Origin of the sequence: Streptomyces sp. SAI-127 (assembly GCF_029894425.1) — a bacterium.
In the GTDB taxonomy this organism is placed as follows: Bacteria; Actinomycetota; Actinomycetes; order Streptomycetales; family Streptomycetaceae; genus Streptomyces.
In genome coordinates this window covers 8349063-8364876 of the sequence record NZ_JARXYJ010000001.1, presented here as the reverse complement: position 1 = coordinate 8364876, position 15814 = coordinate 8349063, and the positions used below count along the sequence as shown (strand labels likewise).

Below are 15814 nucleotides of genomic sequence, written 5' to 3'. Positions count from 1 at the left end.
TCCGGAGCGGTTATGACGGTGTCATCCGCCCGACCATCCCAGGGTGCTCCTTGAGCCAGGCGGCGACCGCCTGCTCCTCGTGACCCTGGCCGTACTTGTTGATCTCACCCTCCAGGGTACCGAGCTCGTCCTCGCTCATATGGAAGCCCTTGATCCACTTGGTGAGCTGCGGATACTGCGAGGGGAACTTCTCGTTGGCGATGGTGCGGATCGTGTTGCCCTCGCCGAAGAGCTTCTTGTCGTCCTTCAGCTTGGTGAGGTCGTACTGGCTGTAGGCCCAGTGCGGGGACCACAGGACGACGGCGACGGGCTGCTTCTTGGCGTAGGCGCGCTTGAGCTCGGCCAGCATCGCGGGCGTGGAGCCGTCGACGACGTCGTACTCCTTGTCGAGGCCGTAGCCGGGCAGGACCTTGTTCTTGAGGAGGTTCATCTCGCCGGTGCCCGGCTCGATGCCGATGATCTTCCCGTCGAACTGGGAGGCCTTGCCCTTCAGGTCCTCGTAGGACTTCACACCCTTGACGTACGACGGCACCGCGACCTCCAGCGAGGTCGGCTCGTACCAGGTGCCGAGGTCGGTGAGTCTGTCCTTGCTCTTGTCCCAGTAGTTCTTCTGGGCGTACGGCAGCCAGGCGTCGAAGTTGAGGTCCAGGTCTCCGGAGGCGAGACCCGTGTAGACCGGGCCGACGTCCATCTGCTTGAGGTTGAGCCGGTAGCCGCGCTTTTCGAGAACGTTCTTCCAGAGGTACGTGACGGCGATGTCCTCGTCCCAGGGGAACCATGCCACGTTCACCGGGCGCTTGGTCTCGGCCGCCGTCTTCTGGACGGGGGCCAGCTTGTCGACCAGGCCGGGGTGCTGCTTCAGCCAGGTGCGCACGGCGTCCTGCTGCTTGCCCTTGCCCGCCTTGTTGATCTCGGCCTCCAGGCTGGTGAGCTGCTTCTCGTCCAGCTTGAAGCCCTTCAGCCACTGTCCGACGACCGGGTTCTCCTGCGCGAAGCCCTTGCGAGCCACCGTGTGGATGCCGTCGCCCGAGCCCCAGGCACCCTTGGGGTCCTTGAGCTTCTTCAGGTCGTAGTCGTTGTACGCCCAGTGCGGCGACCAGAGCGTGACGACGATCGGGTCCTTCTGCGCGTACGCCCGCTTGAGCTCGGCCAGCATGGCGGGCGTGGAGCTGTCGACGACCTTGTACTCCTTGTCGAGGCCGTACGCCCCCAGGACCTTGCTCTTCAGCAGGGCCATCTCACCGGCGCTCGACTCGATGCCGGTGATGTTCCCGCCGAACTGGGAGGCCTTGCCCTTGAGGTCGGCCAGGGAGTTGATGTCCTTCATGTACGACGGCACGCTCAGCTCGAGAGACGTCTTGTCGTACCAGGCCCCGAGGTCGTCGAGCTTGCTGCCGTACTTCTTCCAGTACTGCTCGTGGGTGGTCGGCAGCCAGGCGCCGGTCATGAAGTCGGCGTTGCCGGAGGCGAGGGAGGTGTAGAGCGGCCCGGCGTCGAACTGCTTGGCGTCCACCTGGTAGCCGCGTTCCTCCAGGATCTCCTTCCAGAGGAAGGTGGAGGCGACGCCGTCGTCCCAGGGGACGTAGCCGATGCTGATCTTCTTGCCCTGGCCGACGTCCTTGCTGCCGGAGACGGCCGTGGCCTCGCCCGAGGTGCCGCCGAAGATCCCCATGCCGCCCGCGACGAGGGCGAGGACGACGACGCCGATCACGGCGACCTGCGGACGGGGGCGGTAGGACCAGATCCTGAGCCCCTGGGTCGTGCGCGCCTTGGCGGCGGCGCGGCGGCCCAGCGGGGAGACCTGGGTGCCGAGCGCGCTGGTCATGCGGTCGAGGTAGATCGCCAGGATCACGATGGCGACACCGGCCTCGGAGCCGAGGCCCACGTTGAGCTGGCCGATGGCCTCGTTGACGTCGCCGCCGAGGCCGCCGGTGCCGACCATGCCGGCGATCGCGGCCATCGACAGGCCCAGCATGATGACCTGGTTGACGCCCGCCATCACGGTGGGCAGCGCGAGCGGCAGCTGGACGCGCAGGAGGGTGTCGCGGGGGCTGGTGCCGAACGCCTCGGCGGCCTCGACGAGCTCCTTGTCGACCTGGCGGATGCCGAGTTCGGTCATGCGGACGCCGGGGGCGAGCGCGAAGATCAGGGTGGCGACGATGCCCGCGGAGGCGCCGGTGCCGAAGAACAGGATCGCCGGGATGAGGTAGATCATCGCGGGCAGCGTCTGCATGAAGTCCAGGACGGGCCGGACGAGTCCGCTGACCCGGTTCGAGCGGGCCGCCCAGATGCCCACGGGGACGGCTATCACCAGCGCGATGATCGTGGCGACGAGGACCAGCGAGAGGGTCGTCATCGCGTCCTCCCACAGTTCGAGGGAGTCGATGAAGGCGAATCCCGCGAAGGTGAGGAGGCCGGCCAGGGTGCCGCGCAGCCAGAAGGCGATCACGGCGAAGATGCCCGCGAGCAGGAGGGGCTGGGGCGCCTGGAGGACGGCGTCGATACCGTCGTAGGTGCCGGTGAAGACGGTCTTGAGGAAGTCGAAGAGCCAGGACACGTGGTCCAGCAGCCAGTCGACGGTGTCGTTGACCCAGTCGCCGAGCGGGATCCTAGGCATGGGCCACCTCCGCGTCGCCGAGGAAGCCGAGCAGGCGCTGCTGCGGCACCACGCCGACGAGTTTGCGGTGCTCGTCGAGGACGGCCACCGGATGCGCCGACCGGGCGCTCATCGCGCAGAGCTCGGTGAACGGCGTGTCGGGCGTCGCGGTCTCACAGTCGCTCGCGCAGCCGCAGTCCGCCTCGTCGCCACGCACGTCCGTGTCCATGACGGCGGACGCGGTCAGGACGCGGGAGCGGTCTACGTCCTTGGTGAAGGAGGCGACGTAGTCGTCGGCGGGCCGCACGAGGATGTCCTCCGCGCTGCCGATCTGGACGATCCGGCCGTCGCGCATGACGGCGATCCGGTCGCCCAGGCGCATGGCCTCGTTGAGGTCGTGGGTGATGAAGACGATCGTCTTCTTCAGGGTCTGCTGGAGCTGCAGGAGCTGGTCCTGCATGTCCCGGCGGATCAGCGGGTCGAGCGCGCTGAAGGACTCGTCCATGAGGAGCAGGTCGGCGTCGGTGGCGAGGGCGCGGGCCAGGCCCACGCGCTGCTGCATGCCGCCGGACAGCTCGTCGGGCCAGGACTTCTCCCAGCCGTTGAGGCCGCACAGCTCCAGGGCCTCGGTGGCCCGCTCGATGCGCTCGGCCTTGGCGACGCCCTGGACGGCGAGGCCGTAGGCGGCGTTCTCCAGGACGCTGCGGTGCGGGAAGAGCGCGAAGTGCTGGAAGACCATGCTGATCTTCTTCGCGCGTACGGCGCGCAGTTCGCGGTCGGTGAGCGCGGTGAGGTCCTGGCCGTCGAAGCGGACATGGCCCGCGGTCGGCTCCAGGAGGCCGTTGAGCATGCGCAGCAGCGTGGACTTGCCGGAGCCGGACAGACCCATGACGACGAAGATCTCGCCCGGCTCCACGGTGAAGGAGGCGTCGATCACCGCGGCGGTGGTGCCCTCGGCGCGCAGTCCCTCCCGGTCGGCGCCCTCACGCAGCCGCTCGACGGCCTCGCCCGCACGTCTTCCGAACACCTTGTACAACTGCTCTGCCTCAAGCCTTGATGACACGCGTGCCTCTCGTCTCTTCGACCACTGGGGGGGAGACGAAGGGCCGCGACAGTTGAAGGTGCAACCTGCCTCGCTCCGAGGCGGCGCCTGCCCCGATGCCTTTCGGCCAAACGCACCGGTGGTCCAGTTCACAGGACGCTCACACGCGCCGGACGAGGCGAGGGACGGCGGCCGGTGTCGGTGCCGTACGGCATGATGCGAAGCGTGACCGGACGACTGATGCTCCTCGACACCGCCTCTCTCTACTTCCGTGCCTACTTCGGCGTGCCGGAGTCGGTGAAGGCACCGGACGGCACACCGGTGAACGCCGTGCGCGGCCTCCTCGAATTCATCGACCGCCTGGTCAAGGACCACCGGCCCGACCTGCTGGTGGCCTGCATGGACGCGGACTGGCGCCCCCAGTGGCGGGTCGACCTCATCCCCTCCTACAAGGCACACCGCGTCGCCGAGGAGCACGAGAGCGGTCCGGACGAGGAGGAGGTGCCGGACACGCTGTCGCCGCAGGTGCCGGTCATCGAGGCCGTCCTGGACGCGCTCGGCATCGCGCGTGTGGGCGTGGCCGGTTATGAGGCGGACGACGTGATCGGCACGTTCACCGCGCGGGCGACGGGCCCGGTCGACATCGTCACCGGCGACCGCGACCTGTACCAGCTGGTGGACGACGAGCGCGGGGTGCGCGTGCTGTATCCCCTCAAGGGCGTCGGCACGCTGCAGCTGACCGACGAGGCCTGGCTGCGCGAGAAGTATGGCGTCGACGGCCGTGGGTACGCGGATCTGGCGACACTGCGCGGCGACCCGAGCGACGGCCTGCCGGGTGTCCCCGGGATCGGCGAGAAGACGGCTGCCAAGCTGCTCGCCGAGTTCGGCGACCTGGCCGGCATCATGGCCGCGGTCGACGACCCGAAGGCGAAGCTCACACCGTCGCAGCGCAAGCGGCTCGACGAGTCACGGCCGTACGTCGCCGTGGCACCGAAGGTGGTGCTGGTGGCAGGTGACGTCCCGCTGCCGCAGGTGGAGACCGCGGTTCCGCGCACACCGCGCGATCCCGCGGCGCTGGAGAAGCTGGCTGACCGGTGGGGGCTGGGTGGATCATTGCAGCGGTTGCTGGCGACGCTCAGCGCATAAATATTGCCCACCCTTTCCACGAGTGGCATGCCATCACCAGGGGGGTTGATGCTAACTTAGGTAAGCCTAAGCGTAGGGAACTTGGAGGCCGCCATGGCAGAAGGACCGGGACGCAAGCCGCGGAAACCTCACTCCGCACAGGTCGTCCGCACCGAACGCCTCACCCCGCACATGCAGCGCGTGGTGCTCGGCGGCGACGGACTCGCCGAGTTCGCGGCGGACACCTGCACCGACCACTACGTCAAGATCCTGTTCCCGGCCGAGGGCGCGACCTACCCCGAACCCTTCGACATGCAGCGGATCCGCGAGGAGTTCCCGCGCGAGCAGTGGCCCGTGACCCGCACCTACACCGTGCGCCACTGGGACGCCGAACACCGCGAGCTCACCCTGGACTTCGTGATCCACGGCGACGAGGGCCTCGCCGGCCCCTGGGCGGTGCGCGTCCAGCCCGGCGAGACCGTGCGCTTCATGGGCCCGGGCGGCGCCTACGCTCCCGCCGCGGACGCCGACTGGCATCTCCTCGTCGGTGACGAGAGCGCGCTGCCCGCGATCGCCCGTTCCCTGGAGTCGCTGCCCGACGGCTCTCGGACGCACGCCTTCATCGAGGTCTCCGGGCCCGAGGAGGAGCAGAAGATCGACTCCGACGTGGAGGTCGTGTGGCTGCACCGCGGCTCCCGCCCGGTCGGGGAGTCGCTGGTCGAGGCCGTGCGCGCGCTGGAGTTCCCGGAGGGCCGGCTGTGCGCGTTCGTGCACGGCGAGGCGCACTTCGTGAAGCAGCTGCGCCATCTGCTGCGCGTCGAGCGCGGCGTCCCGCGCGAGGACCTGTCGATCTCCGGCTACTGGCGCTTGGGCCACAACGAGGACGGCTGGCAGGCCTCCAAGCGGGACTGGAACGCGCGCATCGAGGCGGAGCAGGAGGGGGCGGCGCCGGCCGCTTAGGCTTACGGCCGCTTGGGCTCGGTCGTGAAAGGGGCGGCGCCTTCGAAGGTGCCGCCCCTTTCACGCGTTCACACCGACCGCTGGTACGACCGGAAGGTCCGGATCGACAGCCACACCGCCACGACCGCCAGCCCGATCAGCGCTCCCCCGCGGCTCAGCACGACGCCCCAGTCGGGGTCCGCGGACAGGGCCGAACGGCCCGCCACCATCGCCCAGTTCAACGGGTTGAAGTCGGCGATGTGCCGCATCCAGGCGGGCATCTGCGAGGGCGCCATGAAGGCGCTGGACAGGAAGGTGAGCGGGAGCAGCAGGAAGGTGTTGATCCCGATGATCGACTCCCGTTCCCGCACCAGCATGCCGAGCGCGTTGGACAGCGCCCCGAAGACGGTGCCCAGCAGGACCGAGGCGAGGACCAGGACGGCGATCCCGGCGATCCCGCCCGGGTAGTCGGCCCCGCCCAGCAGTCCGAGCAGCACGATGACCACCGACTGGAAGGCGGTGACGAGGCCGTTGTTGACGACGTTGCCGTTCATCAGCGCGGCCCGGCTGATCGGAGTGGTCAGGAAGCGGTTGAGGGTGCCGCGCTGGATCTCGTCCAGGGTGGTCATCCCCGCCCACATGTTGGAGCCGAGCGCGCTCATCACCACCACACCGGGGACCAGGTAGTCCAGGTAGGACGTGGTGCCGAAACCGCCGAGCTCGACGACCTTCCTGAAGAGGCTGCCGAACAGGAACAGCCAGATCACCGGCTGGACCAGGGTGATGATCGCGTAGGCGGGCTGCCGTACGAACACCATGAGTTGACGCTGCGTCATGTACCAGGTCTGGGAGACGGCCATGCTCATCGGGCACCCACCAGGTCTTCGGTCTCCGAGTAACGGCGGCCCGCGTAGCGCAGGTAGACGTCGTCGAGCGAGGGACGGGCGACGGTCGCGGTGGCGACCCTGACCCCGGCCCGCTCGAGGGCGGCGAGCAGGGCGGGTACGGCGGCGGCCCCGTCGTCGGCGCGGACGCTGACGCGGTGCCCGTCGGCCAGCACCTCGTGCACACCCGGCACCCCGCGCAGGGCGCCGGTCAGCAGTGTGCGGCCCGCGTCGCCGAGCGGCTCGCCCAGCTCCAAGTGCACCGCGTCACCGCGCAGTTCGCCCTTCAGCGCGTCCGGAGTGCCCTCGACGACGATCCGGCCCCGGTCGACGACGGCGACGCGCTCGGCGAGCCGGTCCGCCTCTTCGAGGTAGTGCGTGGTGAGCAGGATCGTCAGCCCCTCCTCACCGGCGAGCCGGCCGATCTCGTCCCACATCGCGCTGCGCGCCTCGGGGTCGAGTCCGGTGGTCGGCTCGTCGAGGAAGAGCACCTCGGGGCGGTGCACCAGGCCGAGGGCGACGTCGAGTCGGCGTCGCATGCCACCGGAGTAGCCCTTGACCGGGCGCCGGGCGGCGTCGGTGAGGGTGAAGCGGTCGAGGAGCTCCTCCACCCGGCGTTCGAGCGCGGCGCCCCTCAAGCCGTAGAGCCTGCCCTGGAGTCGGAGGTTCTCGTGGCCGGTGGCGACCGGGTCGGCGCCGGAGCCCTGGGCGACCACGCCGATGGCCCGGCGGACCCGGTCCGGGTGGCGCAGCACGTCGTGGCCCGCGACGGTGGCCGAGCCGGAGTCGGGGCGGGCCAGGGTGGTGAGGATCTTGACGGTGGTGGACTTGCCGGCGCCGTTCGGGCCGAGCAGGCCGAAGACGCTGCCCCGCTCGACGACCACGTCGATGCCGTCGAGGGCGGTGACCTCACCGCCGTAGGTCTTGATCAGTTGACGCGCCTCGATCGCGGGCGCACGGGTGTTCATGACAGGTGCTCTCCTGGGTGAGCGGATCCGGTGAAGGGATGACAACTGATCCGCGTGAGGAGCACCGGGCTATCCTGGGCATGCCGCACCTCGATCGCCTGGATGTGCCTCACGGCGGATTCAGTTCGGGGTTCGAGGCCCCGGCGGGCTGCTGCAACAGCCGTGCCGGGGCCTGTTCTCGTCAGGTCATGGTGCGTGGAACGCCTTCCACTCCTCGATGCCGGGCAGCGTGCCCTTTCTGAGTTCGTCGAGGAAGCCGCGGACCCACGCCGCCTCCGCCTCGACCATGTGGAGCTGGTACTCGTTCTCCACGAGGAAGAGCCGGGGCAGCGTCTCGTACAGCTTCTCCAGAGCGCCCCGGCTGCTCGCGATCTGCACCTCCAGGGCGTCGAGCCGTTGCTCCAGCAGCGGCACCACCTCGTCGGGGTGCAGCACACCGAGCAGCGAGAGCGCGGTCTCGAAGATCGGGTACTCCTTGGCCGGGAAGGCGACCAGGTCCGACATCCACTCGGTCATCTCCTGGCGTCCGGCCGCGGTGATGCCGTAGACGGTCCGCTCGGGCCGGTTGCCCTGCCGCTCCACGTCCGTGACCTCGACGTACTCATATTTCTCGAGGCTCTGGACGACGGTGTAGAGCGAGCCGTAGTTGATCTTCGTGCTGGCGTCCTTGCCCTGCCGGCGCAGGGTCTGGGCGATCTCGTAAGGATGCATCGGCTTCTGCCACAGCGTCGCCAGCACGGCGAGCGCCAGGGGGTTGCGGAGCTTGCGACGCCCCATGACTCCACCTCGCATCCGAACCTCGTATCCGAATATCCGCGACCGAACATATCGCGACCCACAAGGGCAGTCAATAGACACGATGTATCGCGTATGGAGGGCCCGCGCAAGGGCGTGAGGACTTGGGAGCTGCTTCGACATGGCTGCGTCACGCACCCGAAACAGCGCCTCCTTAATTTCTGTCACCCGACAGGAATTCAGCTCCCGCACCGCTGTTCCGCTCTCCGCCCTCATGCCGCCGAAGGCAGGTGCCGCCGTGACGACAGCCAGCCCCTCCGACGTCCGTCCCGATCCCCCGCACTCCTCCTCCCCCGACGACCGCTCCCTCACCGAGTTCGGCTACCACCAGGAACTGCACCGGAGCCTGGGCCGGTACGCGTCCTTCGCGGCGGGGTTCTCCTTCATCTCGGTCCTGACGACCGTCTTCCAGTTCTTCGCCTTCGGGTACGCGTTCGGCGGCCCCGTCTTCTTCTGGGCCTGGCCGGTGGTACTGGTCGGGCAGTTCCTGGTGGCGGCCTGCTTCGCGGAACTGGCGGCGCGCTACCCGCTGTCCGGCGCGATCTACCAGTGGTCGTCCCGCCTCGCCACCCCGGCCTTCGGCTGGTTCGCCGGCTGGATCATGGTGATCGGGCAGATCGTCGTGGTCGCGGCGGCGGCACTCGCCCTGCAGATGGTGCTCCCGGCGATCTGGTCCGGCTTCCAGCTGGTCGGCACCGACCCGGCGCCGACCTCGGCGGACGGGGCGGCCAACGCGGCACTCCTCGGCGTGATCCTGCTGGTCCTGACGACCGTCGTGAACATCCTCGACAACCGCGTGCTGTCCCTGGTCAACCGGGTCGGCGTCACCGCCGAGATCATCGGCGCGGTCCTGATCATCGTGCTCCTGCTGACCCACTCCGAGCGCACGCCGAGCATCACCTTCCACACCACGGGCGCCGCGCAGAGCGGCCTGCTCGGGGCCCTGCTGGTGGGCTCGTTCGCGGCGGCGTACGTGATGATCGGCTTCGACAGCGCGGGCGAGATGAGCGAGGAGACACACGCCCCGCGCCGCACCGCGCCCCGCACGATCCTCACGGCCCTCGGCGCGGCCGGCGTGCTCGGCGGCCTGCTCGTCCTGGGCGGCCTGCTAGCCGCCCCCAGCCTCACCGACGGGCACCTGTCGGTCGACGGCCTCAGCTACGTCCTCACCAGCAGCCTGGGCGACGGTGTCGGCAAGGCCCTGCTGGCCGACGTGGTGGTCGCGATCGCGGTGGCCACCCTCGCCATCCAGACAGCGGCCTGCCGCATGCTCTTCTCCATGGCCCGCGACGGCCAACTGCCCTTCGCGGGCCGCCTCGCGCGGGTGAACCCCCGCACGGGCATGCCCACCGCCCCCGCTCTGGTCGTCGGCATCCTGGCCGCCGCACTGCTGCTCCTCAACTTCGCTTCCCCGGAGGCGTTCCTGGCGATCGGCACGACCTGCATCGTGATGCTCTACCTGGCGTACGCGATGGTCACGGGCCCGCTGCTGATCCGGCGCGTGCGAGGGGAGTTCACGTCGGAGGGCACGGACGAGACGGGCGCCCGCCTGTTCTCCCTGGGCCGCTGGGGCGTCCCGGTCAACGCCCTGGCCCTCCTCTACGGCCTCCTGATGACCGTCAACCTGGCCTGGCCCCGGGCAGAGGTGTACGACCCGGCGGGCGGGCACTGGTACTTCCAGTGGTTCACGGTGCTGTTCCTGGCCGCGACGCTGGCAGTGGGCGTGGCGTGGCGGGCGGTTCGCGGGCGTACGCCGACGGGGTAGGGGGCGGCCCCTTGGCGGACCCCCATCGGTCCCACTTGGCAGCCCCTCTTGGAAGCCCCTCTTGGAAGCCCCTCAGTCGCCCCGGACACGCGCATGCAGATGCATGTCGTGCCAACCGTCCGGATGCAGAACGGCACTTCGCTTGGTCCCTTCCAGAACGAAGCCCGTCTTGGTCGCGACACGACACGAGGCCTCATTACGGACGGCGTGCAGGAGCTCGAGACGGTGGAACCCGATGTCGTCGAGGGCCCAGCGCGACAGGACGACCGTGGCACGCGCCGCTACACCCCGCCCACGCGCCACCACGGTCGTCCAGTACGCCATCTCGGCCTGCCCGTCGACGAGATTGATCTCGCGCAGCGCCACCCGGCCGAGCAGCAGCTCGGTGTCCGCCTCCACCACGGCCCACTGAGCGGTCCTCTCCTGGGCCCAGGCCTCCCGCCACTCCTCGATCCAGCCGCCGACCTCGTCCACGGAGTCGGCGGCACGGGCGTGCCACTGTTGCATCACCGGGTCCTGGAACGCGGCGTGGACCGCGGGCGCGTCCTCGGCCCGCCAGGGACGCAGGAGCAGGCCGTCGCCGGTGGAGAGGGTGGGCTGGGCGGTGCTGGAGAGGATGCCTGGTGCGAGGACCGGGCCGGTGAGGAACGGCATGAGCCGCATCCTGCCAACCGCACGGAGTCCGTCCCAACGAGTTTTTACCCTCGACGCCGATCAGACACGGGCCCGGCGCCCACCCTCGCGCCGAACCCCTGTCACGTCCTGGGCGCTCGAGCCGGACAGCCCGCCCCCGGACGAACTTGCTCCCCAACAGCCGCAAACGAGGGTGGTACCCGCGGCGCACCGACAGGCTGGAATGCGCGGCCGTGCATCCGGCGGCCAGGGGATCCGCTCCGTGCGCCGGGGCTGCGCCCCCTTTCCCACGGCCGGAAATCGTCGCATGGTGCGAAGTGGTGGGCTGTCAGGTGAATCGCCGGCAAGAGCGGCGTCGCACCCCGGGCCCGTGAGGATGGTGGCCGGATGCCTGCGAGGGTCGGCGGTGCGGCTCGGGTGCGTGCTCCGCGCAACGCACCGATGTGGTCGGCGCGATGGACGCGGTCGTACGCTAGTGCGAATCAACTCGGGGCGACGGCCCACCTCCTGCCGACCCGGCTGTCCGGAATGTCACCGAGAACCGTGAACCGGCTCCCACCCGACATGCCCCGCGCGGCGGCCCGCCACGGCACCTCACACCAGCGCCAACTCGCCCCGCACAGTTGACGAAACCCAGGGCGGCACTGGAAGGTAGGGATGATCCACGACCTCGCCTGCGACAACGCTGTCGTGGCGGTGGTGGCCACGGATTGTCTGCGCCGTCGCGCGGTCTCCTCGAAGGTCACGCCAGCGAACTGCCCGGCATGCCGTTGACGAGGCTCCGCTCGACCGATGGCCGGCCCAGGACGTGCACGAGTCAGCAACGCCGCAGTCGCAGCGTGTGGAGCACAACGCACAGTTCATGAACTTGGTCGACTCCGCCACCCGGAGGGCATCATGAAAGACTCTGCTCGTGCCCAGTTGCCTCGGTCCGCTCCCTTGACCGAGCAGACGCCGCAGGTGGTGCTCGCGCCTCTGGCCAGCACGTCGGTCCGCTGGCCCAGCCCGACCGGGACCATGGTCGGCTGGCAGCCACCGGGTCCGCCCGAGCAGAGGCGCCACCCGCCGACCCGCATCAATCCTGCAGCGAGATTGACCGGGAGGAGGGGCCCTCAGGACCGTGGCAGCCCCCCTGACGGCGCCGAAGGTCGCGGGGCCCCCACTGGACTCGCCTGAGGCGCTTCATCTCGTCCGGCTCGCCGTATACATCAATTCGGTTGGTCTCCGGACAAGAATCCTGAGGCAGCGACACCCGCGGGCACCAGGCATCGACGACCACTCGCCCGTCTGGGCCGATAAGCATGCCGAGGCAGAACTGGGAGAGAATAATGCCCCAGAACGTAACCATCAACTTGCCCATTCCTCCCCGACTGAACACCGGTTTGGTAGCCGCCAGGGACCGCAATCTGGAATGGATGCGTCACCAGAAACTAGTGCTGGGACATAGGGCCACTCAGCGCTACATATTCTCAGCAGTAGCGGACTTGGCCGCCTACAGCTACCCGGACGCCGAAGGTGATGACCTCGACCTGGCCTTTGACACCATGGGCTGGTTCTTCCTTTTCGATGATCTGTTTGATGTGCCCGAGGGATGCAAAGCCGATGCGGCCGTCGACGTGTGCCAGCAACTCATCACGCTCATCACCCGTCCCTCGCAGCGGGAAACCAACCACGATGCGCCTCTCGTGAGCGCCTTCGCGGACATCTGGCGTCGAGCCAAGATGGGGATGTCCGAGGAATGGCAGCAGCGGGCCGCTCACAATTGGATGGATTACCTGACAGGAAACCTCACTGAGGAAGTCGATCGCCGCACATGGATCCCCGAGGACTTCGCCACCCGGATGAGGGTCGGGCACCGCACACTGGGGCTCATTCCCTCGCTCGACATGGCCGAAAGGGTGGGACACTTCGAGATCCCACAGATCATTTGGCATAGCAGTCATTTGGAGTCGATGCGACGAGCAGCTGTCGATGCCGTCAAACTCATCAACGAGGTGATGTCCCTCGAGAACGACGACGCACGAGGCGATCCCAACCTGGTGCACTGCCTCATGCGGCAACGCAATTGTTCCCGGGCGGAAGCCATCAGGCTGGCCATCACCCTCGTTCAGACAACAGTCAGTCAGCTCTTTGAGCAGATGAAGCTGGTCCCCCTGTTCTGCGCCCGGCTCGGCCTCACGAGCACGGAGTCAGAGAAGGTCCAACGTTATGCGACCGCGCTGTTCACATGGATACGCGGCAGCTACGACTGGAGTCGCAGCAATGGTCGTTATTCCCCACGCACGGCCGGCGCGCTGAGCCCGAACATGACCGGCCAGCTTCACCCCGCAAACCTCACAACGGTGTCTCGATAACTTCCCATTACCGGCGATCGGGGTTCACAGGCGATCTTCGAAACAGCACCCATCAGACGCGTGCCACGCTCGGCACCAGCCAAGGGACGCAGGGAAGGCGCAACCTTCTGCTGGGAGCCCCACCTCGACCTCACTGTCAGAGGCCCCTCGTAGGCTTGGTCCTGATGAGACGCCGTACTCCGCCCCCGCCCTCTCCCCTGCCGCAGCGCGACGGGGTCGATCCGGTGCGGGTGCGGTTGCCGATCGGTGAGGGTTGGGCGACCGTGCGGGATCATCTCGTGGCGCGGCTCGCGGCAGGGGCCGAGGTGATCGACGGACTGCTGGAGGCGGGGCGGGTCGTGGATGCCGCCGGGCATCCGGTGACGCGCGACATGGCGTACGTGCCGGGGATGTTCGTGTGGTTCCACCGGGAGCTGCCCGACGAGGAGCGGGTCCCCTACCCGATCGACGTCATCTACCGGGACGAACACGTAGTCGTGGCCGACAAGCCGCACTTCCTGGCCACCACCCCGCGCGGCAGCCATGTCGCCGAGACGGCCCTGGCGCGGCTGCGCCGGCAGCTGGGCATCCCCACATTGGGCGCCGCGCACCGGCTGGACCGACTGACAGCCGGCCTGGTGATGTTCACCGTGCGGCCCGAGGAGCGCGGCGCCTATCAGTCGCTGTTCCGGGACAGACGGGTGGCGAAGGAGTACGAAGCCGTGGCCCCGTACGACCCGGCGCTGCCCCTGCCGCGCACCGTGCGCAGCCGGATCGTCAAGGAACGCGGAGTCCTGGCGGCCCGGGAGATCGAGGGCGAGCCCAACGCCGTCAGCCGGATCGAGTTGCTGGAGCACCGGGGCGAGCGCGCCCGGTACCGGCTGACGCCGAGTACCGGGCAGACGCATCAGTTGCGGGTGCACATGAGCGCTCTGGGCGTGCCGATCCTCGGCGACCCCCTCTATCCAGTGGTCACCGACCCCATTGCGTCCGGCGACTTCCGGCGTCCGCTCCAACTGCTGGCACGGGTGCTGGAGTTCACCGATCCGATCACGGGACGCGAGCACCGGTTCGTCAGCCCTCGCGTGCTGCGGGCGTGGTCGTCGTACGACGAATGGGCTGCCGGATAGCCTCAGGCCGGTCGGCTCACTCGCCGCGCCACCAGCGCAGGAAGCGCCGGAACACACCAGGCCGACCAGCCGGTTCGGGCGTCGGCATCGGCGTCGGCTTCGGGGCGGTGGTGGGAGAGGTAGCCTCCAAAGGCGCCGTCTTCGGCTGGGGCGTGCTGACCAGCCAGTCGCTGGAACGCTGCAACGCCAACGGGTGCGCGGGCCGCGCCATGACGTCCTGCTGGGGCTTGGCCTCGAACTTCACCGGCAGTTCCACCAAGTGCCGGTTCGAGATGGATGCCCACCAGCCCAGCTCGTCCTCGTCGCAGGCGAGTTGAACGTCAGGCAGGCGGGTCAGCAGTGCGTCGACGCCGACCTCGGCGATGACACGGCCGATGTCCTGACCCGGGCACTCATGAGGGCCGCCACCGAAGGCCAGGTGGGAGCGGTTGCCCTGCATGTGGGCCTTGGGGTCGGGCCGGACTCGTGGGTCTACATTGCCCGGCGCGATGCCGAGGATGAGGGCGTCACCCTTACGAATGCGCTGGCCGCCCAGCTCAGTGTCCTGCTTGGCGACGTAGGGAAGGACGGTGCTGAACGGCGGCTCGTCCCAAAGGGACTGCTCGACGGCTTGGGGCACCGTCATCTGGCCGCCGTTGAGTTGGGCGCGGAACCGCGGGTCGGTCAGCACCACACACGCATCACGTTGGCGATCAGGTTGGCGGTGGCTTCGTAGGCTGCCACCAGGATGATGCGCAGGTGCTGGCCGACCTCGTCGTCGGTGAGATTCGCCGGGTGGTTGATCAGGTGGCTGGTGAAGTCGTCCCTCGGTTCGGCCCGGCGGCGGGCGGTGAGCCGCATCAGGACGTCCATGAGGTATGCGTTGCTGGCGATCGCGGTCTCGCTGCCCTTGGGCATGTCACGAGCGGCCTGCACGATCTGATCGTTGTACTCCTCGGGCATACCGAGGATCTCGCACATCACCACCATCGGCAGGTGCTCGGCGAACTGGCCGACCAGGTCGGCCCTACCCTCCCGGCAGAACTTGTTGACGAGTTGCTGGGTCGCTCGGTTGATGTAACGGCGGATGCCTCGGTGATCGATGGTCGACATGGCACCGGTGACCGCACCGCGCAACCGCAGGTGCTCGTCGCCCTCGGCGTGACTGCAGATGGGTTGCCAGGCGAAGTGCGGCATGAGCGGATGGTCGGGCTTGACCGTGCCGTCCTGCAGGGCTGACCACAATCGGGTGTTTCGGCAGAACTGAGAGGGGTTGCGCACCATGTGCAGGTTCTCGGAGTGACCGAGCACCATCCAGATCGGCACATCAGCGTGAAGCAGCGCAGGAGCCACAGGTCCGTGCTCCGCGCGGAGCTCCTCGTACACGGACTCCAGGTCCTCCGCCCCAGGGCCGTACAGCCGACGCAGTCCGCCGATGCCGATGCCGTGTGCGGGGCAGCCGGGGGGAGGGGCGGCCATGGGGTCGTCCGTACCGGTCGGGGAAAGGGATTCAGGCGTCACGATGGTCGCTCCGAAGCTGAGATCGATCTGGTGTACAGGAAGTGATGGGCTGCCCCGGTCCGAGTGGTTCGAGTGAAGCCGGGAGCGTGGCAGAGGGCGGCCGG

Annotated in this window: 11 protein-coding genes and 1 pseudogene; 5 read left to right on the top strand and 7 right to left on the bottom strand. The window is 68.6% G+C overall.

What is annotated here, in order from left to right; genetic code table 11:
* Positions 1-10: 10 nt before the first annotated feature.
* Together M2157_RS38425 and M2157_RS38420 are read right to left on the bottom strand one after the other, a co-directional pair.
* Positions 11-2617 carry an ABC transporter permease/substrate binding protein gene (locus M2157_RS38425; RefSeq protein WP_280867493.1) on the bottom strand — a complete coding sequence of 869 codons (2607 nt, stop codon included), beginning with the start codon at positions 2615-2617 and terminating at the stop codon, positions 11-13.
* Complete coding sequence (locus M2157_RS38420; protein WP_280867492.1) at positions 2610-3659, bottom strand: betaine/proline/choline family ABC transporter ATP-binding protein; 1050 nt, start codon at positions 3657-3659, stop codon at positions 2610-2612. Before M2157_RS38420 ends, M2157_RS38425 begins: the two co-directional genes overlap by 8 nt.
* A 195-nt stretch (positions 3660-3854) precedes the next feature.
* Between M2157_RS38420 and M2157_RS38415 the strand changes: the two genes are divergently transcribed.
* Both M2157_RS38415 and M2157_RS38410 read left to right on the top strand, forming a co-directional pair.
* Positions 3855-4784, top strand: coding sequence for a 5'-3' exonuclease (locus M2157_RS38415; RefSeq protein WP_266526833.1), 930 nt, complete (start codon positions 3855-3857; stop codon positions 4782-4784).
* A 93-nt stretch (positions 4785-4877) separates the two neighbouring features.
* Positions 4878-5723 carry a siderophore-interacting protein gene (locus tag M2157_RS38410; protein ID WP_280867491.1) on the top strand — a complete coding sequence of 282 codons (846 nt, stop codon included), beginning with the start codon at positions 4878-4880 and terminating at the stop codon, positions 5721-5723.
* Between the two features lie 68 nt (positions 5724-5791).
* Here M2157_RS38410 and M2157_RS38405 read toward each other — a convergent pair whose 3' ends face one another.
* From M2157_RS38405 to M2157_RS38395, 3 genes are all read right to left on the bottom strand, one after another.
* On the bottom strand, positions 5792-6568 hold the full coding sequence (locus M2157_RS38405; RefSeq protein WP_280867490.1) for an ABC transporter permease: 777 nt from the start codon (positions 6566-6568) through the stop codon (positions 5792-5794).
* Positions 6565-7554, bottom strand: a complete 990-nt coding sequence (locus tag M2157_RS38400; protein ID WP_280856508.1) for an ATP-binding cassette domain-containing protein — start codon at positions 7552-7554, stop codon at positions 6565-6567. The genes M2157_RS38405 and M2157_RS38400 overlap by 4 nt, the downstream gene beginning before the upstream one ends.
* A 186-nt stretch (positions 7555-7740) precedes the next feature.
* Complete coding sequence (locus tag M2157_RS38395) at positions 7741-8331, bottom strand: PadR family transcriptional regulator (RefSeq protein WP_280856509.1); 591 nt, start codon at positions 8329-8331, stop codon at positions 7741-7743.
* A gap of 256 nt (positions 8332-8587) precedes the next feature.
* Here M2157_RS38395 and M2157_RS38390 point away from each other — a divergent pair, with 256 nt between their 5' ends.
* Entirely contained in the window at positions 8588-10114 is a 1527-nt protein-coding gene (locus M2157_RS38390; RefSeq protein ID WP_280856510.1) for an amino acid permease, read from the top strand.
* A gap of 72 nt (positions 10115-10186) precedes the next feature.
* Here M2157_RS38390 and M2157_RS38385 read toward each other — a convergent pair whose 3' ends face one another.
* Entirely contained in the window at positions 10187-10768 is a 582-nt protein-coding gene (locus tag M2157_RS38385) for a GNAT family N-acetyltransferase (protein ID WP_280867489.1), read from the bottom strand.
* Positions 10769-12231: 1463 nt separating this feature from the next.
* Between M2157_RS38385 and M2157_RS38380 the strand changes: the two genes are divergently transcribed.
* Together M2157_RS38380 and M2157_RS38375 are read left to right on the top strand one after the other, a co-directional pair.
* On the top strand, positions 12232-13101 hold the full coding sequence (locus tag M2157_RS38380) for a hypothetical protein (protein ID WP_280867488.1): 870 nt from the start codon (positions 12232-12234) through the stop codon (positions 13099-13101).
* 164 nt (positions 13102-13265) lie between these two features.
* Positions 13266-14210 (top strand): RluA family pseudouridine synthase, encoded by a 945-nt coding sequence (locus M2157_RS38375; RefSeq protein WP_280867487.1) that lies wholly within the window; start codon positions 13266-13268, stop codon positions 14208-14210.
* 16 nt (positions 14211-14226) lie between these two features.
* Here the strand turns inward: M2157_RS38375 and M2157_RS38370 are convergent.
* A pseudogene (locus M2157_RS38370) lies at positions 14227-15710 on the bottom strand (cytochrome P450).
* Positions 15711-15814: the final 104 nt, after the last annotated feature.

Coding starts and splice junctions, on each gene's coding strand:
- M2157_RS38395 (WP_280856509.1), bottom strand. CDS start 8,331: ATGGGGCGTCGCAAGCTCCGCAACCCCCTGGCGCTCGCCGTGCTGGCG.
- M2157_RS38410 (WP_280867491.1), top strand. CDS start 4,878: ATGGCAGAAGGACCGGGACGCAAGCCGCGGAAACCTCACTCCGCACAG.
- M2157_RS38385 (WP_280867489.1), bottom strand. CDS start 10,768: ATGCCGTTCCTCACCGGCCCGGTCCTCGCACCAGGCATCCTCTCCAGC.
- M2157_RS38425 (WP_280867493.1), bottom strand. CDS start 2,617: ATGCCTAGGATCCCGCTCGGCGACTGGGTCAACGACACCGTCGACTGG.
- M2157_RS38375 (WP_280867487.1), top strand. CDS start 13,266: ATGAGACGCCGTACTCCGCCCCCGCCCTCTCCCCTGCCGCAGCGCGAC.
- M2157_RS38405 (WP_280867490.1), bottom strand. CDS start 6,568: ATGAGCATGGCCGTCTCCCAGACCTGGTACATGACGCAGCGTCAACTC.
- M2157_RS38415 (WP_266526833.1), top strand. CDS start 3,855: ATGCGAAGCGTGACCGGACGACTGATGCTCCTCGACACCGCCTCTCTC.
- M2157_RS38400 (WP_280856508.1), bottom strand. CDS start 7,554: ATGAACACCCGTGCGCCCGCGATCGAGGCGCGTCAACTGATCAAGACC.